This is a genomic window from Thioclava sp. DLFJ5-1, from assembly GCF_002020115.1.
GTDB lineage: Bacteria > Pseudomonadota > Alphaproteobacteria > Rhodobacterales > Rhodobacteraceae > Thioclava > Thioclava sediminum.
This window is the reverse complement of record NZ_MPZU01000004.1, coordinates 231,361-253,693: the sequence shown is the minus strand read 5'-3', so window position 1 is coordinate 253,693 and position 22,333 is coordinate 231,361. Positions and strand designations below refer to the sequence as shown.

The 22,333-nt window shown below is 64.4% G+C and carries 20 protein-coding genes; 7 read left to right on the top strand and 13 right to left on the bottom strand.

Annotation, left to right across the window (positions count from 1 at the left end; genetic code table 11):
* Position 1 precedes the first annotated feature (1 nt).
* Positions 2-427: a hypothetical protein gene (locus tag BMI86_RS14035; RefSeq protein WP_078541949.1), complete on the bottom strand. Its 426-nt coding sequence runs from the start codon at positions 425-427 to the stop codon at positions 2-4.
* On the bottom strand, positions 427-633 hold the full coding sequence (locus BMI86_RS14030; RefSeq protein ID WP_078541948.1) for a SlyX family protein: 207 nt from the start codon (positions 631-633) through the stop codon (positions 427-429). Before BMI86_RS14030 ends, BMI86_RS14035 begins: the two co-directional genes overlap by 1 nt.
* A 75-nt stretch (positions 634-708) precedes the next feature.
* Here BMI86_RS14030 and hisS point away from each other — a divergent pair, with 75 nt between their 5' ends.
* Genes hisS through hisG form a run of 3 tightly spaced genes read left to right on the top strand, consistent with a single transcriptional unit; the run spans position 709 to position 3,991 of the window.
* Positions 709-2,211: a histidine--tRNA ligase gene (hisS, locus tag BMI86_RS14025; protein ID WP_078541947.1), complete on the top strand. Its 1,503-nt coding sequence runs from the start codon at positions 709-711 to the stop codon at positions 2,209-2,211.
* Positions 2,211-3,281 carry an ATP phosphoribosyltransferase regulatory subunit gene (locus BMI86_RS14020; protein WP_078541946.1) on the top strand — a complete coding sequence of 357 codons (1,071 nt, stop codon included), beginning with the start codon at positions 2,211-2,213 and terminating at the stop codon, positions 3,279-3,281. Before hisS ends, BMI86_RS14020 begins: the two co-directional genes overlap by 1 nt.
* Positions 3,278-3,991 (top strand): ATP phosphoribosyltransferase, encoded by a 714-nt coding sequence (hisG, locus tag BMI86_RS14015; RefSeq protein ID WP_244176591.1) that lies wholly within the window; start codon positions 3,278-3,280, stop codon positions 3,989-3,991. The genes BMI86_RS14020 and hisG overlap by 4 nt, the downstream gene beginning before the upstream one ends.
* A gap of 63 nt (positions 3,992-4,054) precedes the next feature.
* Here the strand turns inward: hisG and BMI86_RS14010 are convergent, their stop codons facing one another.
* The 7 genes from BMI86_RS14010 to BMI86_RS13980 all read right to left on the bottom strand — a co-directional run bounded on the left by BMI86_RS14010 (position 4,055) and on the right by BMI86_RS13980 (position 12,563).
* Complete coding sequence (locus BMI86_RS14010; RefSeq protein WP_078541945.1) at positions 4,055-4,996, bottom strand: glyoxylate/hydroxypyruvate reductase A; 942 nt, start codon at positions 4,994-4,996, stop codon at positions 4,055-4,057.
* A complete protein-coding gene (gene rodA / locus BMI86_RS14005; protein ID WP_078520366.1) occupies positions 4,993-6,138 on the bottom strand; it encodes a rod shape-determining protein RodA in 1,146 nt (381 codons plus the stop codon). Before rodA ends, BMI86_RS14010 begins: the two co-directional genes overlap by 4 nt.
* A complete protein-coding gene (mrdA, locus tag BMI86_RS14000) occupies positions 6,135-8,084 on the bottom strand; it encodes a penicillin-binding protein 2 (protein ID WP_078520365.1) in 1,950 nt (649 codons plus the stop codon). The genes rodA and mrdA overlap by 4 nt, the downstream gene beginning before the upstream one ends.
* An 11-nt stretch (positions 8,085-8,095) precedes the next feature.
* On the bottom strand, positions 8,096-8,635 hold the full coding sequence (locus tag BMI86_RS13995) for a rod shape-determining protein MreD (protein WP_078520364.1): 540 nt from the start codon (positions 8,633-8,635) through the stop codon (positions 8,096-8,098).
* The gene (gene mreC / locus BMI86_RS13990; RefSeq protein WP_078520363.1) at positions 8,632-9,594 is read right to left on the bottom strand and encodes a rod shape-determining protein MreC; all 963 of its coding nucleotides are present in this window, start codon (positions 9,592-9,594) and stop codon (positions 8,632-8,634) included. Before mreC ends, BMI86_RS13995 begins: the two co-directional genes overlap by 4 nt.
* Before the next feature lie 52 nt (positions 9,595-9,646).
* On the bottom strand, positions 9,647-10,678 hold the full coding sequence (locus BMI86_RS13985; protein ID WP_038064670.1) for a rod shape-determining protein: 1,032 nt from the start codon (positions 10,676-10,678) through the stop codon (positions 9,647-9,649).
* A 325-nt stretch (positions 10,679-11,003) separates the two neighbouring features.
* Positions 11,004-12,563, bottom strand: a complete 1,560-nt coding sequence (locus BMI86_RS13980) for a 2-isopropylmalate synthase (RefSeq protein WP_078542099.1) — start codon at positions 12,561-12,563, stop codon at positions 11,004-11,006.
* Between the two features lie 310 nt (positions 12,564-12,873).
* Here BMI86_RS13980 and BMI86_RS13975 point away from each other — a divergent pair, with 310 nt between their 5' ends.
* The 3 genes from BMI86_RS13975 to BMI86_RS13965 are packed head-to-tail and all read left to right on the top strand — an operon-like array spanning position 12,874 to position 15,750.
* Positions 12,874-13,539 carry an SDR family NAD(P)-dependent oxidoreductase gene (locus BMI86_RS13975; protein ID WP_078541944.1) on the top strand — a complete coding sequence of 222 codons (666 nt, stop codon included), beginning with the start codon at positions 12,874-12,876 and terminating at the stop codon, positions 13,537-13,539.
* A complete protein-coding gene (locus BMI86_RS13970) occupies positions 13,533-14,231 on the top strand; it encodes an SDR family oxidoreductase (protein WP_078541943.1) in 699 nt (232 codons plus the stop codon). Before BMI86_RS13975 ends, BMI86_RS13970 begins: the two co-directional genes overlap by 7 nt.
* Positions 14,224-15,750 carry a cryptochrome/photolyase family protein gene (locus BMI86_RS13965; protein ID WP_078541942.1) on the top strand — a complete coding sequence of 509 codons (1,527 nt, stop codon included), beginning with the start codon at positions 14,224-14,226 and terminating at the stop codon, positions 15,748-15,750. The genes BMI86_RS13970 and BMI86_RS13965 overlap by 8 nt, the downstream gene beginning before the upstream one ends.
* A 22-nt stretch (positions 15,751-15,772) precedes the next feature.
* Here BMI86_RS13965 and BMI86_RS13960 read toward each other — a convergent pair whose 3' ends face one another.
* Positions 15,773-17,260, bottom strand: coding sequence for a 2-isopropylmalate synthase (locus tag BMI86_RS13960; protein WP_078541941.1), 1,488 nt, complete (start codon positions 17,258-17,260; stop codon positions 15,773-15,775).
* Positions 17,261-17,488: 228 nt separating this feature from the next.
* Here BMI86_RS13960 and BMI86_RS13955 point away from each other — a divergent pair, with 228 nt between their 5' ends.
* On the top strand, positions 17,489-19,147 hold the full coding sequence (locus BMI86_RS13955; RefSeq protein WP_078541940.1) for an NAD+ synthase: 1,659 nt from the start codon (positions 17,489-17,491) through the stop codon (positions 19,145-19,147).
* 21 nt (positions 19,148-19,168) lie between these two features.
* On the opposite strand, the gene BMI86_RS13950 is transcribed toward BMI86_RS13955, so the two are convergent.
* From BMI86_RS13950 to BMI86_RS13940, 3 genes are read right to left on the bottom strand one after another with little or no spacing between them, the layout of a single operon-like run.
* A complete protein-coding gene (locus BMI86_RS13950) occupies positions 19,169-19,825 on the bottom strand; it encodes a hypothetical protein (protein WP_143593819.1) in 657 nt (218 codons plus the stop codon).
* An 18-nt stretch (positions 19,826-19,843) separates the two neighbouring features.
* Positions 19,844-20,428 (bottom strand): hypothetical protein, encoded by a 585-nt coding sequence (locus tag BMI86_RS13945; RefSeq protein ID WP_078541939.1) that lies wholly within the window; start codon positions 20,426-20,428, stop codon positions 19,844-19,846.
* Between the two features lie 16 nt (positions 20,429-20,444).
* Positions 20,445-22,265, bottom strand: coding sequence for a TadE/TadG family type IV pilus assembly protein (locus tag BMI86_RS13940; protein ID WP_078541938.1), 1,821 nt, complete (start codon positions 22,263-22,265; stop codon positions 20,445-20,447).
* Between the last annotated feature and the right edge of the window lie 68 nt (positions 22,266-22,333).

Genomic DNA, 22,333 nt, shown 5'->3' with positions numbered 1-22,333 from the left:
CTCACAGGCTGCGCGCCACCCATGCCAGCCGCAGCGTTATCGCGGCGGCAAGGGCGGTGGCGAACTCGCCCCAGCGCAGCAGCGCCAAGCCGCGCAGCAGATCGGGCTCGTTGATCCCGTCGCGTACCGCACCGGAGATCATCCCCATCTCCAGCCACGCCGCCGCGCCCAGCACGGCAGTTGCCAGAAAACTCATTGAGACCAAAATCATGGTCTGTCGATGGCTGCGCAGCCGCCAGATCAGCCCGCACATCAGCGGCACGGCGAAGAACACCTGCATCGCGAGGATGCCGCTGCCCTGCCACAGCTCGAACCGGTCGATCGTCGAACGAAGGTCGATGCCCGGGGGCCAGATCAGCAAAGCGGTGTAGATGAGCGCTTGGGCACTCACGAAGACACCGTTCAGCCCCCAGAGCGCCGCGTCCATTACCAGTGCGGCGGTTTCTGGTCGGCCAGGGGGATCGCGCTGCCGCTGTCATATTCGCGCTCGGCCTCGCGCTCCATCAGCAGGCCCAGATGGCGCTCCAGCCGTTCGATCTGACGGGCTTGCGCGACGATGACATCGGACAGCTCGTCCACCGTTTGCGTCAGATAGGCGATCTGTTCTTCCGCCCGTTCCAGCCGTTCCTGCATCTGCCGTTCCTATTGCTTGCCGGGGCCAGCCCCTTGGGCTACACCCTCGCGCGAGATAAGATCAGGTGCAAGCCGATGGCGAAACAGAAAAAGCAGCCCCGTCCCAAGGCAGAGGCCCCGAAGGGCTTCCGCGATTATTTCGGGACGGAGGTGACCGAGCGGGCCGATATGCTGGCGAAGATCGCAGAGGTCTATCGCACGCATGGCTTCGAGGCGCTGGAAACTTCGGCGATCGAGACGGTCGAGGCACTGGGTAAATACCTCCCCGATGTGGACCGCCCGAATGCGGGCGTCTTCGCGTGGCAGGAGGAAGATGACGGCAAGTGGCTGGCGCTGCGCTACGACATGACGGCGCCGCTGGCCCGGGTCGCGGCGCAATATCGCAACGACCTGCCGACGCCCTATCGTCGCTTCACGATGGGCCCCGTCTGGCGCAACGAAAAGCCCGGTCCGGGCCGGTTCCGCCAGTTCTATCAATGCGATGCCGATACCGTGGGCGCGCCTTCGGTGGCGGCCGATGCCGAGATTTGCGGGATGCTTTCGGACGCGTTGGAAGCCGTCGGCATTCCGCGCGGCGATTACGTCGTGCGGGTGAACAACCGCAAGGTTCTGAACGGCGTGATGGAAGTCGCGGGCGTTCTCGACCCGGCCGATCCGACCAAGTTCGAGGAAGAGCGCGGCATCGTCCTGCGCGCCATCGACAAGTTCGACAAGTTCGGTGAGGAGGGCGTGCGCCTTCTGATGGGCGAGGGGCGTCTGGACGATTCCGGCGACTTCACCAAGGGCGCGGGGCTGTCCGAGGCACAGGCCGATACGGTCATGGGCTTCATGGAGGCCAAGCGCGAAGACAACGCCGCCACCGTCGCGCGGCTGCGCGAGTTGGTCGAAGGCTCGGCGCTGGGTGCGGAAGGCGTGGCCGAACTCGAGCAGATCGCCTCGCTTCTCGACGCGCAGGGCTACGGTCCCGACCGCATCGTGATCGACCCCTCGGTCGTTCGCGGTCTGGGCTATTACACCGGCCCGGTTTTCGAGGCCGAGCTGACCTTCGAGATCACCGACGAGAAGGGCCGCCCGCGCCAATTCGGTTCGGTCGCAGGTGGCGGGCGCTATGACGATCTCGTCAAGCGCTTCACCGGTCAGGTCGTTCCGGCCACCGGCGTCTCGATCGGCGTCGACCGCCTGCTGGCCGCGCTCCGCGCCAAGGGCCGCATCGGCGGCTCCGCGCAGGGCCCGGTCGTCGTGACCGTGATGGATCGCGACCGGATGGCCGAATACATGGCGCTGGCCTCCACGCTGCGCGGGGAAGGCATCCGCGCCGAGGTCTATCTGGGCAACCCGAAGAACTTCGGCAACCAGTTGAAATACGCCGATAAACGCGAAAGCCCGGTGGCGATCATCCAAGGCTCGGACGAGGCAGACCGCGGCGTCGTCCAGATCAAGGATCTGATCCTTGGCGCGAAGATCGCGCAGGACGCGACGGTTGAAGAATGGAAATCCCAACCGGCGCAATTCGAGGTTCCGACCGGGGAAATGGTCGCAAAAGTGCAAGAAATCCTTGCGCGCTACGAGGCCGAGTGATGGCGGACAAGGCGAAAGCGCGGGGACAGGCAAGCCGCCTGCTGGAGCAATTCCTCAACGCGGGTGCGGTCGAGGTCACGCCTGACATCCTGCAACCCGCCGAGGCGCTTCTCGACCTTTACGGCGAGGATATTCGCGCCCGCGCCTATGTCACCGCCGACCCGCTGCGCGGCGAGATGATGCTGCGCCCGGACTTCACCGTGCCGGTCGTGCAGGAGCATATGGCCAATGGCGCCGAACCTGCGCGCTACGCCTATGCGGGCGAGGTGTTCCGCCGTCAGGATCATCGCGGTGCCGCGCGCGCCCATGAGTATTTTCAGGCCGGGTTCGAAATCTTCGACCGCGCCGACCCGGAAGCCGCCGATGCGGAGGTTTTCGCGCTGTTCGCGGGGCTTCTCGCCAAGCTGAACCTGTCCGCCACGATCGGCGATATGGGCCTGCTGCGCGCCGCCGTCGACGGGCTCGACACGCTGCCCGAACGCAAGGCCGCGCTTGCCCGTCACATCTGGCGTCCCAAGCGCTTCCAGCATCTGCTTGCCCGCTATTCGGGGCAGGTCGAGGTGCCGAAAGCCCGCGCCGATCTACTGACCGGCCAACGCTCCGGCGCGCCGTGGATCGGGCTTCGCTCGCGCGAGGAGATGGAGGCGCGGATCGCCACGCTCGCCGCCGATGCCGCTGCCGCGCCGATCCCGACCGATGCGGTCGCCGCGATGGGCAAGCTGGCTGAATTGCGCTGTGCCGCCGATCAGGCGCCTGCCGCCCTGCGCGCGCTGAACATCGCTGCCATCGAACCCGCCATCGCGCGGCTCGAAAAGCGCCTCGACGCGCTCGCCACGCGCGGCATCGACCTCTCCGCGATCACTTTCGACGCGAGCCACGGCCGCTCGACGATGGAATATTACGACGGCTTCGTCTTCACTTTCACCGCAGCCGATCCGGCGCTGCCGCCGGTCGCATCCGGTGGGCGCTACGACGCGCTGACCCGGCAACTGGGGCAGGGGCGCGAAATCCCCGCCGTGGGCGGCGTGATTCGTGCGGGACTGATGTCCGATCTGGAGGCGCAAGCATGAGTGAGGCCATGATCAAGCTCGGTGTGCCCTCCAAGGGGCGTCTGATGGAGAAGACCTTCGACTGGTTTGCGCAAGCAGGCATCACGCTCAAGCGCACCGGGTCGGAGCGCGAATATGCAGGCGCGGTCGAAGGGGCCGAGGGCGTGCAGCTCGTGCTGCTGTCGGCCGGAGAAATCCCGCGCGAACTGGCGGCGGGCCGCATCCATCTGGGCGTCACCGGCTCGGATCTCGTGCGCGAGAAGCTGGCCGATTGGGAAAGTCAGGTCGCCGATCTCGCGCCGATGGGCTTCGGCCATGCCGATCTGATCATCGCGGTGCCGGCCTGCTGGTCGGATGTGGACAGCCTCGAAGACCTCGACGCCGCTGCCCACCGTTTCCGCGCCACCCACGGCTTCCGCCTGCGGATCGCCACGAAATACCATCGGCTGGTGCGCGAATTTCTGACCCGCGAAGGCGTGGCCGATTGGCAGCTTGTCGACAGCCAAGGCGCGACCGAGGGGACGATCGCGAACCTCACCGCCGAGGCCGTGGCCGACATCACCTCGAGCGGCGAAACGCTGCGCGCGAACCACCTGAAGATCCTCTCGGACGGGCTGATCCACCAATCTCAGGCGACGCTGTTTGCGTCGCGCGCCGCCGACTGGTCGGGGCAGGAAAGCCGCCTTGCGGGTCTCGCGCAGCAGCTCGGACTGCCCGCGCCAACGCTCTGATCTTCCTCTTGGTCGAAATATCCCACGGGGGTCCGGGGGTGTGAAACCCCCGGCCTGCGCCGCTCAATAGCCCCGCGACCGGTCCACGCGATAGAGGAACGGCTCGCCTGCCTCGCCCCGCCGGATATTTTCCGCGATGACTTCGGACGCGGTCTGTGCCCGGCTCTCGGCGGCGATGTGGGGCGTCACCGTCACGTGGGGATGCGCCCAATAGGGGTGCTCGGGGGGCAGGGGCTCGACGCGGAAGACGTCGAGCGTCGCATGGCCGATCTGGCCGCGATCCAGCGCCGCCAACAGCGCGTCATCGTCGATCAGCGTGCCGCGACCCGGATTGATGATCCGCGCGCCTTTTGGCATCTGCGCCAGCGTTTCCGCGTTCAGAAGATCGGTGGTCTCGGGCGTGTCGGGCAGGATCGAGACGAGAATCTCCGCCTTCGACAGCGCCTCCGCCAGACCGTCATCGCCGCTCAGGCAGGTGATCCCGGGGATGTCCTTGGGGCTGCGGCTCCAGCCGGTGACAGCAAAGCCCAGACCCGCGAGCGCCTCGGCGCAGGCCTTGCCCAAAGCGCCCAAGCCCAGCATCACCACCGATCGGTCCCGCGCCAAGGGCGGCACGCCCCCGTCATGGTGCCAGACACCGTCCTGCTGGGCCAGTGTCGCGTCGATCCCGAGGTGGTAGCGCAGCACATGGCCGGTCACGTAATCGACCATGCCGCGCTCCAGCCCCGCATCCACCATCCGGCACAGCGGCTGGGTGAGGGTCTCGTTGCCCACCACGCGCTCGACGCCGGCCCAGAGGTTCAGCACAGCCTTCGCACCGGTATAGGCGGTGAAATCCTGCACCGGTCCCTGCGGCGAATAGACGACATAGTCGACCCGCGCGGGGTCGATCTCGTCCGGCTGGACGATCTGCGCCTCGACGCCGGTGGCCGCGATGGCCTCTGTCAGCGGGCGTTCGTAACGAGCCCAGTTCTCGGGCTTGTCGGCGAAAAGGACGCGGATCATCTTTGCCTCGGTCTATGGACATGGGCGCTTTGCACCAGCCCGAAGGCCGCAAGCAGGATCATCATGGCGGTGCCCCCGTAACTGACGAGGGGTAGCGGCACCCCCACGACGGGCATCAGCCCCATCACCATCGCCATGTTGATCGCGAAGAAGAAGAAGAACGTCCCCGCGACCCCGAAACTGAGCAGCGACGCGAACCGATCCTTCGTCGCCATCGCGGTGTAAAGCGCGAAGCCGATGATGCCGGTGTACAGCATCAGGAGGGAGAAAGCGCCGACGAAGCCGAACTCCTCGGCGAGCGTGGTGAAGATGAAGTCCGTGTGCTTTTCCGGCAGGAAGTTCAGCCGCGATTGCGTGCCCTGCATGAAGCCGCGCCCCGACCAGCCGCCCGAGCCAAGCGCGATCTGCGCCTGCATGATGTTGTAGCCCGCACCAAGCGGGTCGGAGCCGGGATCGAGGAACGTGTCGATACGCTTGTACTGGTAGTCGTGCAGCAGCTGGTACTCGGTGCCGCGGCTTTCCATCACGCCGAAGACAAGCCCGACGACCAGCGCGATCACGGTGCCGAAATACCAAAACGACACCCCGGCCGCGAACATCACGAAGGCCCCGCCCAGCACCAGCATCACCGCGGTGCCGAGGTCGGGCTGGGCCAGCACGAGGAAGGTCGGCGCGAGAATGATCACCGCAGGGATGAACACCCAGAGCGGGCGCGAGACCTTCTCCACCGGTAGCCAGTCGTAATAGGCGGCCAGCAGCATCACGAGGGTGATTTTCATCAACTCGGAGGGCTGAATACGCAGCGGGCCGATCTCCAGCCAGCGCTGTGCGCCCATGCCGATCGCGCCGAAGAACTCCACTGCCACCAAAAGCAGAAGCGCCACGAAATAGGCCAGCGCCGAGACATTGCGCCAGAACCAGACCGGGATGAAGGCCACGGTGAACATCGCGATCATTCCGAGCGCAAAACGTTTCATCTGCGGCTCGGCCCAGGTGTGGATATTGCCGCCCGCGACCGAGTAGAGCATCAGGAAGCCCGCGCAGGCCACCGCCGTCAGCAGGATCACCAGCGGCCAGTTCAGATAGAAGATCTTGCGCCATCCCGTCGGGACGGTCTTGAGATTGCTCTCGAGATAGCTCATGCGCGCGACCTCGATTGCGGCTTCTGCACGGTGTCGGGGTCGACCAGATCGAGCGTTTCGTTCAGCTCCTTGGCCTTCGCGCGGGCGAAGGACGGGTAGGCATCGTCCGGGGGCAGACCGCCCGCCAGCGCGAACAGCAACACGTCGCGCGCGATCGGGGCGGCGGCCGTCGAGCCGCCCGAGCCGTGTTCGACCACGACCGAGACCGCGTAGCGCGGATTGTCGATGGGGGCGAAAGCCACGAAGAGCGCGTGGTCGCGCCGGTTCCAGGGAAGCTGCTCGTTGCGGATCACGCCGCGGGCACGTTCGGCCTTGGTGATGTTGCGGACCTGGGAGGTGCCGGTCTTGCCCGCCATCTTCCATTCCTTCATCGCGATGCGCGAGCCGCGCGCGGTGCCGCGCGAGGAGTTCACCACCGCGGTCATCCCCTTGCGCACGCTGTCGAGATAGACCTTCTCGACGCCCAGATCGTCGGTGACGCGGATCGGTTGCTCGACCCCGTCACGGGCGCGGATCAGACGCGGCTCGACCTTTTTCCCGCTGGCGATGCGCGCCGCCATGATCGCGAGATGCATCGGCGAGGCCAGCACATAGCCCTGACCGATCGCCGCGTTCGCGGTGTCGCCGATCAGCCAGTCCTTGCCGTAACGCTCCCGCTTCCACTCCTTGGTGGGGGCCACGCCTTCCTTCACCGCCGACATCGGCAGGTCGGGCCGGACGCCAATACCCAGACGCTTGGCCATGTCGCTCATCTTGTCGATGCCGACGCGCTGCGACAGCTCGTAATAATAGACGTCGCAGGACTGCTCCATGCTCTTGGTCATGTTCACATGGCCATGGCCCGCGCCTTTCCAGCAGTGGAAGCGGCGGCCCGCAATCTCGACATAGCCGGGGCACCAGATGGTTTCCTCGGGCGTCACCAGCCCCGCCTCCAGCGCGGCGAGCGCGGTGACCATCTTGTAGGTCGAGCCCGGCGGGTAGAGGCCCTGCACGGTCTTGTCGGCGAGAGGGCGGTGATCGTCCTGCGTGAGGCGCTGATAATCGGCGACCGAAATCCCGCGCACGAAAAGGTTGGGGTCGAAGCTCGGCGCGGAGGCGCAGGCGAGCACGTCGCCATTGGTCACATCCATCACCACGGTCGCTGCGGATTCCTCCTCCAGCCGCTGCAGCGCATAGTTCTGCAGACGATAATCGAGCGTGAGCTGAAGGTTCTCGCCGGGCTGGCCGGGTTCGCGCGACAGCTCTCGCATCTCGCGCCCGGCGGAGTTCACCTCGACACGCCGCTGACCGGCCGCGCCGCGCAGCACGCTTTCCTCCTTGGCCTCGATCCCGGTTTTGCCCAACTGGAATTTCGGGATCAGCAGAAGCGGGTCGGGGTCTTCCATCTTGCTCAGATCGTAATCCGAGACCGGGCCGACATAGCCGATCACATGGCCGAAATCCTCGCGGCGCGGATAGAGGCGCGACAGGCCGACATCGGGGCTGACACCGGGCAGCGAGGGGCCGTTCACCGCGACGCGCGAGAACTCGTCCCATGTCAGGCGGTCGGCCACCGTGACCGGCGTCGTCGGTGGGCGGCGGCGGATGTCGTGCAGGATGTCTTTCGTATCGCCATCGGTGATCGGGATCAGACGGCGCAACGCGGCCAGCGTCGCATCGACGTCGTCGGTATCCTCGCGGGTGATCGTGACACGGTAATTCTGCTCGTTGCCCGCAAGCATGACCCCGTTGCGATCGAAGATCAGCCCGCGCGCTGGCGGGATCAGCCGGATTTTCACCGAGTTGCCCTCGGCCAGCAGACGGTATTGCTTGGCGTCTTCGAGCTGCATCTTGCGCATCCGCGCCGCCAGCACGGCCACGACCGCCGCCTGCGCGCCGCCCAAGAGCAAGCCGCGTCGCGTGATGCGGCGGGTGCTGACTTCGGTCTCTTTCGGGGATCGTCTCATTCTGGGCCCCCTCACATTCGATGTCCGTAGGCGTCGACCTCGCCCGGTGCTGCGCGGCGCAGGCCGAAGGCCACCCGCGACACCAGTACCACCACCGGATAGGCGGCCAGCGTCACCAGCATCTGGAACAGCTCCAGCCCGAGGCTCGGCTGATCGACCATCGTGACCAGCAGGACTATGCGCTTCACCGCCACCATAGCGATCAGCAGCCCCGCAACCAATGCCCATTCCAGCGCGAAGGGCAGATCGCGCAGGCTTTGCTCGCGGCGGCGCAGAAATTCGGTCGCGCCGAGGACGATCAGCGCCCAAAGTCCGATGGGCCGCCAGAACATGATGTCTTCAAGCAGGAAAACCAGGACGATCAGCAGGGCCGGGGCGTATTCGGGACGCCGCAGTACCCAGGCGAGCGTCAGGGCCAAGGTCAGGTCGGGGCCGGGCAGGCCGCCCGGCGAATGGTCGACCGGCATCAGGCGCACGAAGATCAGCACGAGGCCGATAACGACGAAGAGCGTTCGGTAGCTGAGACGACGGCGGGTGATGGGGTCGATCATTGGCTGCCCCCGTTGCCGTCCTCCGACCCGTCATCGGGTTCGAGCGCGCCCTCGGCGGCCTCCGAGCGCGCCTTCTCGGCGGCTTCCTGTTCGATGACTTTCGGATCGGGCGCGATCAGCCCGCCTGCATTCTCGATCCGCTCGGCCGGGTGCGAGCGCAGCACGCGCAGGAAGTCGAGCCGCTCGTAATCGGCCGCGAGGCGCACGCGCAGCCGCTTGTCGCGGCCCTGGAAGACCTGACCGACCAGCAGTCCCGCCGGGAAGACCCCACCATCGCCCGAGGAGATCACGCGGTCGCCCGGGCGCACGCGGTCGGGATGTTCGAGGAAATCCACGAACGGGTAGGGGGAGTTGTCGCCCGCGAGGATCGCGTTCTGCCCCGAGGCCGGGATCGAGACCGGGATGCGGCTCGAGGCGTCGGTCAGCAGCAGCACCCGCGAAGTCGAGGAGCCCACGCCCGAGATCCGGCCCACAAGGCCCAGCCCGTCCATCGTGGCCCAGCCATCGACGATCCCGTCGCGCTTGCCGACATTCAGCAGTACCGATTTGCGGAACGGCGAGCCGCTATCGGCCAGCACGCGCCCCGACACGGAGGTCAGCTTCGGATCGAGCCGCACCTTGTTCTGCGCCAGAAGCTTCGCATTTTGCTGCTCCAGCTGAACGGCGGCTTCTTTCCACGCCTTCATCTGCTGCAGCTCGCGGCGCAACTCCTGGTTCTGCTCGTAGATGCGGGAATAGGATTGGAAGCCCTCGACCATGTCGGTCAGTTTCGTGACCGGCGCCATCGCCCAATCGAAGCTGGGCACGAAGCGATCCACGAGGGCAGAGCGGAACCGCTCCATCCGCGGGCTGTCGATACGCCAGACGAGGAAGAGGGCGAGCAATATGACGACTAGAACCGCAACGCCCAGTCGGCGCAGCGGTCCGATATAGTCTTGGTCGTCGCGATTTCTGGCCAAATCCGTCTCCGGTCAGATCACTGGCCGGGCGTGGTGCGATCCCGGCCCCGTCTCAGCTGTCGTAATCAATGACGTGGCGAAGCTGCTTTTCATATTCAAGCGCCTTGCCGGTGCCGAGGGCAACACAGTTGAGCGACTGATCGGCGATCGAGATCGAGAGGCCCGTCTGCTCGCGCAGGGCCAGATCCAGCTCGCCCAGCAGCGCGCCGCCACCCGTGAGCATCACGCCACGGTCGACGATGTCGGCGGCGAGGTCCGGCGGGGTCGTTTCCAGCGCCTGCATCACCGCGTCGCAGATCGACTGGACCGGCTCCGACAGCGCCTCGGCGACTTGCGCCTGCGTGATTTCGGTTTCCTTCGGCACGCCGTTGAGCAGGTCGCGGCCGCGCACGTGGAGCGACATGCCGCGCCCGTCATCGGGCATCCGCGCGGTGCCGATCGTGGTCTTGATCCGCTCTGCAGTGGATTCGCCCACGAGAAGGTTCTGGTTGCGGCGCAGGTAGGAGATGATCGCCTCGTCCATACGGTCGCCGCCCACGCGCACCGAGCGCGCATAGACGATGTCGCCGAGCGAGAGGACGGCCACCTCGGTCGTGCCGCCGCCGATATCGACCACCATCGAGCCCGTGGGGTCGGTGATCGGCATGCCGGCGCCGATGGCCGCTGCGATCGGTTCTGCGATCAGGCCGGCGCGGCGCGCACCTGCCGAGAGAACCGACTGACGGATCGCGCGCTTCTCCACCGGGGTCGCGCCATGCGGGACGCAGACGATGATCTTCGGCTTCGAGAAGGTCGAGCGTTTGTGCACCTTGCGGATGAAATGCTTGATCATTTCCTCGGCGCTGTCGAAATCCGCGATGACGCCGTCGCGCATCGGGCGGATCGCTTCGATAGATCCGGGGGTCCGGCCGAGCATCAGCTTGGCGTCTTCACCGACTGCCAGCACCTGCTTTTTGCCGTCCTTGACGTGATAGGCGACCACAGAGGGTTCGTTCAGCACGATACCCTTGCCTTTGACATAGACCAGCGTGTTCGCCGTCCCGAGGTCGATCGCCATGTCCGAGGAGAAGATCCCACCAACCATATTACGCCTGTCCCATCCCAAATTTCTTAGAAACACCGCGACTCGCGCCAAGCCACGGCCCGCGCCTCGTATAGTCAAAGCGGCCCTTACGGGGAAGCGGATTTGCGCCACAGGCAAGGCCCCCCTGCGGTTATCCGCTGAGGCCAGGTCAAGGGATTGACCTTTTTCAACATTTTGGACGGATTTTGCCCGGAAAAAGTGCTTGAAATTACAGATATACGATACGTCACGAAATCGTGCTGAAATCGGGAAAATCGCGCGGGTCCAGAATGAAAACGGGCAGCCCTTCGCGGGCTGCCCGAAAGCTGTGCAACTAGTGGTCGGCTCAGAGCTTGTAGCTCACCGTTTTCACATCCGCATCCGGCGCGGTTTTCTGGCTGCGGAAGCGCAGACGGTTGAGCGCGCCGACATAGGCCTTCACGCTGGCGAGGATCGTGTCGGTATCCGACGCCGCCCCCGTGCCGATCCGCCCGTCTTCCTCGAGGCGGACCGAAACGGTCGCCTGTGCGTCGGTGCCTTCGGTCACGGCATGCACCTGATAGAGCTTCAGCTTCGCATGCGTCGGGTAGATTTCCTTCACGCAGTTGAAGACCGCATCGACCGGACCATCGCCTTGGCACTTGCTGGATTTCTCCTCGCCATCGACGAGCATCTTCAGCTCGGCTTCCTGCCCGTCCGAGCCGCAGACCACGCGCAGCCATTTCACCTGCAGGTAGTCATCGGCCGTGTTCGCGGCGCTGTCGGTCATCAGCGCGATCAGGTCCTCGTCGTAGATTTCCTTCTTGCGGTCGGCCAGCGCCTTGAAGCGGACGAAGACGTCCTTGAGCTGGTTGTCGCCCAGCTCGTAGCCCAGATCCTTGAGCTTCGCGCGCAGCGCGGCGCGGCCCGAGTGCTTGCCCATCGCGATATTCGCCTCGTTGAGGCCGATATCGGCGGGCTTCATGATCTCGAAGGTCTCGACATTCTTCAGCACGCCATCCTGGTGGATGCCGCTTTCGTGCAGGAAGGCGTTCTTGCCGACGATCGCCTTGTTGAACTGCACCGGGAAGCCCGAAACCTGCGCCACGCGGCGCGAGATGTTCATGATCTTCGTCGTGTCTATATGGGTTTGGTAGGGCATGATGTCCTGACGGACCTTCATCGCCATCACGACCTCTTCGAGCGCGGTGTTGCCCGCGCGTTCCCCCAGACCGTTTATCGTGCATTCGATCTGGCGCGCACCCGCATCGACCGCGGCCAGCGCGTTCGCCGTCGCCATGCCCAGATCGTTGTGGCAGTGGGTCGCGAAGATGATCTCGTCGGCGCCCGGCACCCGCTCGAGCAGCATCCGGATCAGATCGGCGGATTCGGTCGGCGCAGTATAGCCCACCGTGTCAGGGATGTTGATCGTGGTGGCGCCCGCCTTGATCGCAATCTCGACGACGCGGCAGAGGTAGTCATGCTCGGTCCGGGTCGCGTCCATCGGCGACCATTGAACGTTGTCGCACAGGTTGCGCGCGTGGCTGACGGTCTCGTGGATGACGTCGGCCATCTCGTCCATCGTCAGGTTCGGGATCGCGCGGTGCAGCGGCGACGTGCCGATAAACGTATGGATGCGCGGCGATTTCGCGTGCTGCACGGCCTCCCAGCAGCGGTCGATATCGGGCAGTTTCGCACGAGCCAGCCCGCAAATCGTCGAGAACTTGGCGCGTTTCGCTATATCGCTGACGGCTTCGAAATCGCCCTCGGAGGCGATGGGGAAGCCGGCTTCGATGATGTCGACGCCCATTTCGTCGAGCAGATCGGCGATCTCGAGCTTCTCGTCATGGGTCATCGTCGCGCCCGGCGATTGCTCGCCATCACGCAGGGTCGTGTCGAAAATCAGAACGCGGTTTTTGTCGATCATGGTCTGGGCCATCTGCTAGTCTCTTTCGTCTTGGCTCTTAGCGTTACTTGGTCCCGAAAGCCAGCATTGCGCGGTGGCTTTCGGAAGTTGTCCGGGCGCTGGTTACCCCTGAGCGTTCGCGCCCGAAGGCACGCTCAGAGGCTGCTAAGAAGAAGGAGACCACGGGGCATCGCGCCTTGGGCGAGAGCCCCGGCTGCGGTGAGTTGAATATGCTTAACCCGTGTCATGAGGGGCACTATAGGCGCCAAGTGATAAATGAAAAGCAAAAAAGGAACCGCTCGCGGCGGGGGCGCGTAGCCTTTGGGCGCATATGACGGAGGCGACAGTGGCGGGTCAGGCAATCGTGATCGGAGATACGGGCGGGATCGGTTCGGCGATCCGGGCCGAGTTGGAAGCGCGCGGCTTCGCGGTGAAGGGGTTGTCGCGGTCGCGCGATGGATTCGATGTGACGGATGAGCGTTCGGTCGAGGCGGGTTTGCGCGAGATCGAGGGGCCGGTCAATCTGATCTTCGTGGCCTCGGGCGCACTTGGCACGCCGGAAAAGGCGCTGTCGCATCTGACGCCCGAGGAATTGCAGACCCAGTTCGCCGTGAATGCGATGGGCCCGGCGCTGGTGCTGAAACACGCCGCCCGCCTGTTGCCCCGCGACCAGCCCGCACGGTTTGCGGCGCTCTCGGCGCGGGTCGGCTCGATCGGGGATAACGGCTTGGGCGGCTGGTATAGCTATCGGACCTCGAAAGCGGCGCTGAACCAGGTGCTGCACGGCGCGGCGATCGAACTGGGGCGCTCTCACAAGCAGCTCGTGGTCGCGGCGCTGCATCCCGGCACGGTCGACACCCCCTTTACCGCCGATTACCCGCGCGACAAGCTCGCCCCGGAAGACGCCGCGCGCCGGTTGCTGGATGTGCTGGACGGGCTGACCCCCGCGCAATCGGGCGGGTTTTACGATTACGCAGGCAAGGAGATCCCATGGTAACCCGAAACGCCATCGTCACCGGCTCCGCGCGCGGGATCGGCCGCGCGATCACCGAGGCGCTGCTGGATCGCGGCTGGCAGGTCGCGGCGCTCGATCTGGATATCGACCCGCTGGAGGCGCGCGAAGGCTTGCAGGCGATCTGCTGCGATCTGGGGAGCGAAGCCGACATCCGCTCGGCCGTGGCCGACGCCGGGTTCGAGGCGCTCGATCTCTTGGTGAATAATGGCGGGCCAGCCAATCCCGAATGCGGACCGCTGGAGGAACTGACGCTGGAGGCGTGGCATAGGTGGATCGACCCGCATCTGACCGGCACGTTCCTGATGACGCGCGAGGCTCTGCCCGCCTTGCGCAAGGGGCAGGGGGCAGTGGTCAACATGGCCTCGACCCGCGCGCTGCAATCCGAGCCTGACACGTTTGCCTATGCGGCGGCGAAGGGCGGCGTCACCTCGCTGACCCACGCAATGGCGGTGAGCCTCGGGCCAGACGTTAGGGTCAACGCGATTGCGCCCGGCTGGATCAATTCGAGCGGCGAGGCCCTGAGCGAAGAGGATCACGCGCAGCATCCCGTGGGCCGGGTCGGCGCGCCGAAAGACATTGCCGAGGCCGTCCTCTACCTCGCTGACGCGGGCTTCGTGACGGGGCAGGTGCTGGTCGTCGACGGCGGCATGACCCGAAAGATGATCTATGACTAAGCTGATCGCGGTGCTGGGCGACCAGCTGAGCCATGACGGCGCGGCTTTGCGCTGCGGCGACAAAAGCGCGGATGTGGTTGTCATGGCCGAGGTGCGCGAGGAAGCGACCTATACCGGCCATCACAAGCAGAAGCTGGCGCTGACCTTCGCCGCGATGCGCCGCTTCGCCGACGAGTTGGAGCGCGACGGCTGGCAGGTTCGCTATACGAAGCTGACCGACGACGACAACGCAGGCTCGCTAGTGGGCGAATTCGCGCGCCGCGCCGAGGAAGAGGGGGCCGAGGAGGTGGTGACGCTCGTCCCCGGCGAATGGCGCTTGCGTCAGGCCTTCGAGAGCGCGCCGCTCAAGATCCGCCAATTGCCCGACGACCGCTTCATCTGCTCCGAGAAACGTTTCGCGGAGTGGGCCGAGGGGCGCAAGGAGCTGCGGATGGAGTGGTTTTACCGCGAGATGCGCCGCGAGACGGGGCTCTTGATGGAGGGCGACGATCCGGCAGGTGGTGAGTGGAACTTCGACAAGGAGAACCGAAAGCCCGCCCAGCCCGACCTGTTCCGAGAGCCCGCGCCGACCTTCCGCAAGGATGCGCTGGTGCAGGAGGTGCTCGAGATGGTCGAGGCGGAATTCCCGAACAATTTCGGATCGCTCGACGAATTCAACTGGCCGGTCAGCCGCGCGCAGGCCGAACGCGCGCTGGAGCATTTCATCGCCCATAATCTGCGCGATTTCGGCACCTATCAGGATGCGATGCTGGCCGAGGACCGGCTGCTGCATCACTCGACCCTGTCGTCGAGCATCAATCTCGGGCTGCTCTCGCCGCTGGAGGTCTGCAAGGCCGCCGAAGAGGCCTACAAGGCAGGCGATGCGCCGATCAATTCGGTGGAAGGGTTCATCCGGCAAATCCTCGGCTGGCGCGAATATATGCGTGGGATCTATTTCCGCGAGGGGCCGGAGTATACCTCGCGGAATGCGCTGCACCACAAGCGCGACCTGCCGTGGTTCTACTGGTCGGGCGAGACGGAGATGGCCTGCATGAAGGCCGCGATCGGGCAGACCCGCGATCTGGCCTATGCCCATCACATCCAGCGTCTGATGGTCACGGGCAATTTCGCGCTGCTGGCCGGGATCGATCCGCGCCAAGTGCAGGACTGGTATCTCGCCGTCTATATCGACGCCTATGAATGGGTGGAGGCGCCGAACACGGCGGGGATGAGCCAGTTCGCGGATGGTGGGGTGGTGGCCTCGAAGCCTTACATTTCCTCGGGCGCTTATATCGACAGGATGTCGGATTACTGCGCGGGCTGCGCCTATGATGTGAAGGCGAAGGACGGCGAGAAGGCTTGCCCGTTCAACAGCCTCTACTGGCATTTCCTTGATCGGCACCGGGAGCGCTTCGAGGGCAATCCGCGCATGGGGCTCGTCTATCGCAACTGGGACAAGCAGAAGAAAGAGACTCGCGACGCCAAGCTGAAGACAGCGGAGGCGGTGTTCGCAAAGCTCGACAAAGGCGAGGCGCTGTAGCGCGCCTGCCCAGTAACTTCGATCAGTTCGCGGACGGCTCCGCCGTGGCCGGTTCGTTCGCCGGGGCAGGCGGGGTCTCCGCGCTGGCATCGGGCGTCGGCTGGGTGGCAGGCGCGCTGGTGTCCTGCAGCTTGTCATTCGACCATTCGCCGCTCGCCACCGTGCCGGAGGCATAGGTCATCGTGCCTTGCCCCTCGCGTTTGCCATTCGAGAAGCTGCCCACATAGGTGTCGCCATTGGCATAGGTCGCGCGGCCTTGCCCGTCGATTGCGCCGTTGCGCCACTCGCCCTCATAGGTGAAACCATCGGGCATGGTCAGCTTGCCGGTCCCGTCGCGCTGGCCGTTCTTGAAGGCGCCCTCATAGGTCGTGCCATCAGCATAGCGCGCGGTGCCCTGACCTTCGCGCTGCCCGTTCACCCAGTCGCCCTCGTAGCTGTAGCCGTCCGGGTAGGTCATCTTGCCCTTGCCGTCATTGCGCGCGTTCTTGAACTCGCCCTCATAGACGAGCCCGTTCGCGTAGCGCGCGGTGCCGGTGCCCTGAATGACGCCATGCGCCCAGCCGCCCTCGTAGCTGGAGCCATCGGGATAGGTGATCTTGCCCTGACCGTCGGGCAGGTCGTTCTTGAAACTGCCCTCGTAGACCGAGCCGTCGGGGTACTGCACCTTGCCCTGACCTTCGATGCGGCCTTCCTTCCATTGGCCGGTATAGACATAGCCGTCCTTGCCGCGGAACGTGCCGGTGCCGTGGCGCTTGTCGAGCAGGAAGTCCCCCTCATAGGTGTCGCCATTGGCATAGGTGACCTTGCCCGCGCCGTGGCGCTTGCCGTTGACCATCTGGCCCTCGTAGACATCGCCATTGGGTTGGGTCAGCTTGCCGCGACCGTTCATCTGGCCAGCCTTCCAGTCGCCGACATAGGTCAGCCCGTCCGCCATCGTCAGCGTGCCGGTGCCGTCGCGCTGGCCATGCGCCATCTGGCCCTCATAGGTGGAGCCATCGGGATAGGTGATCTTGCCGTTGCCCTGCTTGACGCCGCCCAGCCAGTCGCCCTCGTAGCGATAGCCGTTCGCGCTCTCCAAGGTGCCCTTGCCGTCATGCATCGCGTTGCGGAACTGGCCCTCATAGACCGAGCCGTTGGCGTAATGCGCGGTGCCGGTGCCGGTGATCTGACCGTTGAGCCAGTCGCCCTCATAGGTGCCGCCATCGGCGAAGGTGATCTTGCCCTTGCCGTTGGGTTTGCCGTTGTCGAACTCGCCCTCGTAGATCGAGCCGTTGGGGAAGCGCGCGCGGCCCTTGCCCTTGATCTCGCCCATCACCCATTGGCCTTCGTATTCGTAGCCCGAAGGAAGCTTGTAGCTGCCATAGCCGTCCTGCTTGCCATCGGTGAAGGTGCCCTCGTAGAGGCCGCCGTCATCGTATTGCTTGGTGATGACCTCTTGCGCCGGCGCGATCTGCGCGGTCCAGCCGATCAGAACTGCCAATGTCGCGATGCGAAGCTGCGCGCCTGCCATGCGTGCCCCCTGATGGTGCTGCCTGTGCTCCGGTCTCGCGAGCGCGTGGATTCGCGCTCTGCCGTGCTTGGGGAAAGGTTAATTGCGTGGGGGTAGCCTGACAAGCGGGCAGGGCGGTCCGTGTCGGGGGCGCGGAAGGGAAGGGGCGGCAAATGCAGGGCAGCCATCCCCTTTTCACCCCAGCGTTTTCTGCTAAATGAGAGGGCGATAACAGCCCCGAGGACGCTTATGGCCGATCGTTTCCGCCTCACCATGGCCCAGCTCAACCCCACCGTGGGCGCGCTGGAGGCCAATGCCGAGAAGGCCTTCGCCGCTTGGGAAGAGGGCAAGCGCGCGGGCGCCGACATGGTCGTGCTGCCCGAGATGTTCCTGACCGGCTACCAGACGCAGGACCTGATCGCGAAGCCCGCTTTCGTGCGCGACGCGGTCGCCGCGATGGAGGCGCTGGGCGCGCGGATCACCGATGGTCCGGCGCTGGGCATCGGCGGGCCCTACTGGACCGAGCAGGGGCAGTATAACGCCTATTGGGTCTGGAAAGACGGCGCGCTGGTCGCGCGGATGCTGAAACACGATCTGCCGCATCACGGGATTTTCGACGAGTATCGCATCTACGACACCGGTCAGATCTCGGGGCCCTATGCGATCAACGGCGTGCGGGTCGGTACCCCGATCTGCGAGGATGCGTGGCACCCGGATGTGGCCGAGACGCTGGCCGAGACCGGGGCAGAGATCCTGATCGTGCCGAACGGCTCGCCCTATCACCGGGGCAAGCTCGACGTGCGGATGACACATATGGTCGCGCGCGTGGTCGAGACCGGGCTGCCGCTCGCCTATCTCAACTCGGTCGGTGGGCAGGACGATCAGGTCTTCGACGGGGCTAGCTTCGTGCTGAACCGTCACGGGCAACTGGCCGCGCAATTCGCGCCTTTCGACGATATCATCGACCATGTCGATTTCGAGCGTGATGGCGAGGGCTGGGTCTGCATCGCGGGTCGCGACGATCCGCAGCCTTCCGAATGGGAGCAGGATTACCGCGCCATGGTCGAAAGCCTTGGCGATTACCTGCGCAAGTCTGGGTTTTCCAAGGTCGTGCTCGGCCTGTCGGGCGGGATCGACTCCGCGCTGGTCGCGACGATCGCGGCGGATGCGCTGGGGCCGGAGGCCGTGCATTGCGTGATGCTGCCCTCGGAATACACTTCGCAGGGCTCGCTCGATCACGCGGCCGATCTGGCAAAGCGGCAGGGGATGCGTCTCGACACGGTGCGTATCGACGGGGCGCGCGATGCGGTCTCGGAGGCGCTCGCCCATCTGATGGAGGGCACCGAGCCCGACGTAACCGAGGAAAACATCCAGTCGCGCCTGCGCGGTGTGATGCTGATGGCGCTGTCGAACAAGTTCGGCGAAATGCTTCTGACCACCGGCAACAAATCCGAGATGGCCGTGGGCTATGCGACGATCTATGGCGACATGGCGGGCGGCTACAATCCGATCAAGGATCTCTACAAGACCCGCGTTTTCGAGACCTGCCGCTGGCGCAATACGAATTACCGCGACTGGATGAAGGGTCCGGAAGGCGAGGTGATCCCGCGCGAGATCATCGACAAGCCGCCGTCTGCGGAGCTACGCCCCGACCAGAAGGACGAGGACAGCCTGCCGCCCTATCCGGTGCTCGATGGCATCCTCGAAGGTCTGGTGGAGCGCGACGCCTCGGTCGCCGATCTCGTGGCCGAAGGCTACGAGCGCGAGACGATCAAGAAGGTCGAGCATCTGCTCTATATCTCGGAATGGAAGCGCCACCAGTCCGCGCCGGGCACGCGCCTGTCGAGCAAGGCGTTCTGGCTGGATCGCCGTTATCCGATCGTCAATCGCTGGCGCGATCACGGCTGAGCGCGGCGTTCGCGCTGCCGCTCAATCTGCGTCGCTCCACGTCAGACGTGCGACGCGGGGGCGGGTGACGATGAAATTGTCGAACGAGATCGCGTCGTGGAAGCCGACGAAATGCTTGGTCGGATCCTCGCCGATTGACGTCAGATAGGCCTTGTACGCTTCAGAAAGCTTGAAGGGGAGGTCATAAGCGTAGGAGGTCTCCACGATGAGCGCCTGATCGCCCGCCGCGAGGACCGGAATGCGATCCGCCTCGAGATCGAGCGCCTCCTGCGTGTAGCTTTGCGCCAGACCGGTCGCGTAGGAATCGTCCAGCTTCACCTTTTTTGCGTCGCTGCCTTCGGTGGGATCGTTGCAGGCGTGTCCCAGATCAAGCGGATCGTCCCAACAGCTTACCAAGGTCACACGCATCCAGCTACGCGACGGGTCGCTATTGCCGGTCGCAAAATCGTAGACCTGTTTGATGCCTGCGACGAATTTCGGACCGATTGGATCCCGTTCGCGCGAGATCAGGTCCGAGACCGTTACATTGGCCCGTGTCGCGGCGCCGCGAATTTTAAACACATCATACATTTCGATCGACAGGATCAGCCAGCCCGACAGCATGATGAAGGCCATCAGCCCTTCGATCGGGATGGATCCGGTCTCGTCGTCGCGGAGGCGGCGGAGTAAATTGCGCATCTTTGCCATGACCATCGCTCAGGTCCCTCCTGCAGCAGAGGCGACCGCCGGTTCGATCACGATCGCGGTCGTTGCCACCAAGGCATAATCGCCATCCGCGCCGACCGGCGATGCTTCGAGGAAGGCTTGTGCGATGAAATCTTCCAGCAGCATCGGCTTTTCGCGCAGGCAGACCCGCACGAGGATCAGTTGATCCGGGGCGGCGGATTCCAGCGTGCCGGCGGGCGGTGGCTTGGTTACGTCCGAGAAATCCTCGCAGCGCACCGGGTGATTGGCGATCGAGGAGGTCCAGTTCGTCTTGTCGACCTGAAACATCTCGACCGAAACCCGGTTCATGCAGCTGCTCCCGAAGAAGCCCGCCTGTTTGCAGATTTCGTGGCGCAGCGTTTTCTCGTCGATGCTGGAGTAGTTCCCGATGCGGATGATCCGGCTCGTGGCTTCGGTCGCGCGGGTCAGCAGGGTCTGCTTGATGAAGATCACGCCCAGCTCGATGCCGGCGAACATGAAGAAGATCAGGAACACGATCCAGAGCAGGGCGGGGATCGTCACCGCCCCGTCCTCCGCCTTCAGGAAGGCTCGTTTATGTGTCAGCCTCAGTGCCATGCTCTGCGCTCTCCGGTCAGTTCGTCAGGCGCAGGGTAGAGATCTGCGTCGCGATCGAGGAAAACGCATCCGCGAGATTGGCGGAGTCGACGTCATACTGGTAGCTCGGACCCGAACTGCAATCGGCGAGCGCGGTCTTGCCGCTCTGCGGTGCATCCACGGCCACGGTGAAGACGATGATATCTTTGCTTTTCCCGGCCTGGCACACGTCGTGCAAGTTCTTGTCCTTCTCCGAGAACATCGAGGAGATAGCCATCTCGTCATAGATCGAAGCCACGGATTCCTGCGGGTCTAGGCGCTGGCGCGGCGGCAGAAGGAAGGTCTGGATCACATATTGCAGCGTCCATCCTTTGCTCCAGACGGTGCGCCAGTCGATCGCATGCAGGTCGCGATGCTCGAACTGAGGCACGTCCTCGCAGACAGTGTCCCAGTAGTAGCCGTATCTCCAGTTGTATTTGAGCTCTTTGTGGCATTCCCTCGTGGTCGTGTAGGTGCCGATGTCCTCCGGTGCGTACCAGTTGCGATCGGCGAAGGAGTAGTAGGGCTTCTCTCCCTGATCTGCGCGGTCTTGCGAGAACCAGTACATTTTCGACATGGTCGTGCTGTCGTCATTGAAGGCCGTCGAACTATCGACAGAGAACAGGCCGGAACCGCCCGTCCGATACTGCATCCGCGTCGAGAAGGTGCGTGTGTTCTGACCGTCGGTCATCAGGATCATCACCTTCATCGAGCGTTCGTCGATGCTCTGACCGGTCGCGGGATAGGGCAGGGGGCGGTCGTCCACATCAGCGGAGATCGTCCCGTTTTGGACCAGGGCAGCCGAGACCGGTTTGGCCGAAGGGTCGAGCAGCGCGAAGCCCCAGCGAGCGCCGATGTCGATCGCTGTGTCACCTCCTGCACGCAACGACGCAATCTTGTTCACGACGTCGTTCTGGTTGTCCTCGAAGGCCATGACGTCGGAATAGCTGTGATCGTAGCAGTTCTCGCCGGAGTTGCTGAGGTATTTCCGGACATACATGTTTTGGCCGATGAAATCATAGCTCCAGCCATACATGGTGCGCTGCAGGCCAGTGGTCGGCAGGCTCACGCTGTTGAACCCCTGAAGCTGCACGTCTGCGCAGGTGTTGTAGCTGTGATCGGACGACAGGTTGTAGACCGAGGCCAGAGCCGGGCCGAGCGAGACCTGCTGATTGTACGGTACGATCGAGATCGATAGGCGACCGGCCGGCGCGCCCGGAGGCTGAACGTTGTCGAACATCTTGTTGGTGAAATTCGTCGCGGCATCGCGTAGCGAGGCGATCTTCGTCTCGCCGTAATAGGAGCCGGAATCCGTTTGACCCATAGAGCCGGAGACGTCGAGAACCATTGAAATCTCGACATTGCCGATCGATTCCTCGGCTTTGGCTGCGGTGTTGGAGCGGAAGGAATCGACGCCGAAGCCGATCAGGTCACCGAAGATCGTCGGCATGTCATCCTGCGCGGTCATCGATACGCGGCGGTATTCCTTCTGCTGGCCCTCTTCGACCACGGGCTCGATATTGAGATAGTCGAGGCCGCTGGTGGAGAGGTAGTCTTTCGCCACGGTCGCGGGATCGAGCGTCTGATCCAGATTGGCCGCGGCGAGCGCGGCTCGGTCGAGCGAACTTTGGATAAGCGTACGGCGTTCGTCTTGGCGGACGAAATCAATCGCAATGCCGCCAATGACCATCAGCACGATCAAAACCTGCAGGCTGAAGATGAAAACCGCTCCATCCTCATCCTGCGCGAACCGCCCCATTCGGGCGCGCGCGGCTTCGATACGGCGTGCCAAGCCGTTTTGTTCGGTTTTGTCCCTCATCCCCGACCTCCTTCTCCTTGTCCCATGGCCTCGCCGCCAGCGGAGAAAACTCGCAAAAAATCACCGGA

Excerpts from the sequence above, each read along its gene's own strand:
- BMI86_RS14035 (WP_078541949.1), bottom strand. The coding sequence starts at position 427 with ATGGACGCGGCGCTCTGGGGGCTGAACGGTGTCTTCGTGAGTGCCCAA.
- BMI86_RS14030 (WP_078541948.1), bottom strand. The coding sequence starts at position 633 with ATGCAGGAACGGCTGGAACGGGCGGAAGAACAGATCGCCTATCTGACG.
- hisS (WP_078541947.1), top strand. The coding sequence starts at position 709 with ATGGCGAAACAGAAAAAGCAGCCCCGTCCCAAGGCAGAGGCCCCGAAG.
- BMI86_RS14020 (WP_078541946.1), top strand. The coding sequence starts at position 2,211 with ATGGCGGACAAGGCGAAAGCGCGGGGACAGGCAAGCCGCCTGCTGGAG.
- hisG (WP_244176591.1), top strand. The coding sequence starts at position 3,278 with ATGAGTGAGGCCATGATCAAGCTCGGTGTGCCCTCCAAGGGGCGTCTG.
- BMI86_RS14010 (WP_078541945.1), bottom strand. The coding sequence starts at position 4,996 with ATGATCCGCGTCCTTTTCGCCGACAAGCCCGAGAACTGGGCTCGTTAC.
- rodA (WP_078520366.1), bottom strand. The coding sequence starts at position 6,138 with ATGAGCTATCTCGAGAGCAATCTCAAGACCGTCCCGACGGGATGGCGC.
- mrdA (WP_078520365.1), bottom strand. The coding sequence starts at position 8,084 with ATGAGACGATCCCCGAAAGAGACCGAAGTCAGCACCCGCCGCATCACG.
- BMI86_RS13995 (WP_078520364.1), bottom strand. The coding sequence starts at position 8,635 with ATGATCGACCCCATCACCCGCCGTCGTCTCAGCTACCGAACGCTCTTC.
- BMI86_RS13985 (WP_038064670.1), bottom strand. The coding sequence starts at position 10,678 with ATGGTTGGTGGGATCTTCTCCTCGGACATGGCGATCGACCTCGGGACG.
- BMI86_RS13980 (WP_078542099.1), bottom strand. The coding sequence starts at position 12,563 with ATGATCGACAAAAACCGCGTTCTGATTTTCGACACGACCCTGCGTGAT.
- BMI86_RS13975 (WP_078541944.1), top strand. The coding sequence starts at position 12,874 with ATGACGGAGGCGACAGTGGCGGGTCAGGCAATCGTGATCGGAGATACG.
- BMI86_RS13970 (WP_078541943.1), top strand. The coding sequence starts at position 13,533 with ATGGTAACCCGAAACGCCATCGTCACCGGCTCCGCGCGCGGGATCGGC.
- BMI86_RS13965 (WP_078541942.1), top strand. The coding sequence starts at position 14,224 with ATGACTAAGCTGATCGCGGTGCTGGGCGACCAGCTGAGCCATGACGGC.
- BMI86_RS13960 (WP_078541941.1), bottom strand. The coding sequence starts at position 17,260 with ATGGCAGGCGCGCAGCTTCGCATCGCGACATTGGCAGTTCTGATCGGC.
- BMI86_RS13955 (WP_078541940.1), top strand. The coding sequence starts at position 17,489 with ATGGCCGATCGTTTCCGCCTCACCATGGCCCAGCTCAACCCCACCGTG.
- BMI86_RS13950 (WP_143593819.1), bottom strand. The coding sequence starts at position 19,825 with ATGCGCAATTTACTCCGCCGCCTCCGCGACGACGAGACCGGATCCATC.
- BMI86_RS13945 (WP_078541939.1), bottom strand. The coding sequence starts at position 20,428 with ATGGCACTGAGGCTGACACATAAACGAGCCTTCCTGAAGGCGGAGGAC.
- BMI86_RS13940 (WP_078541938.1), bottom strand. The coding sequence starts at position 22,265 with ATGAGGGACAAAACCGAACAAAACGGCTTGGCACGCCGTATCGAAGCC.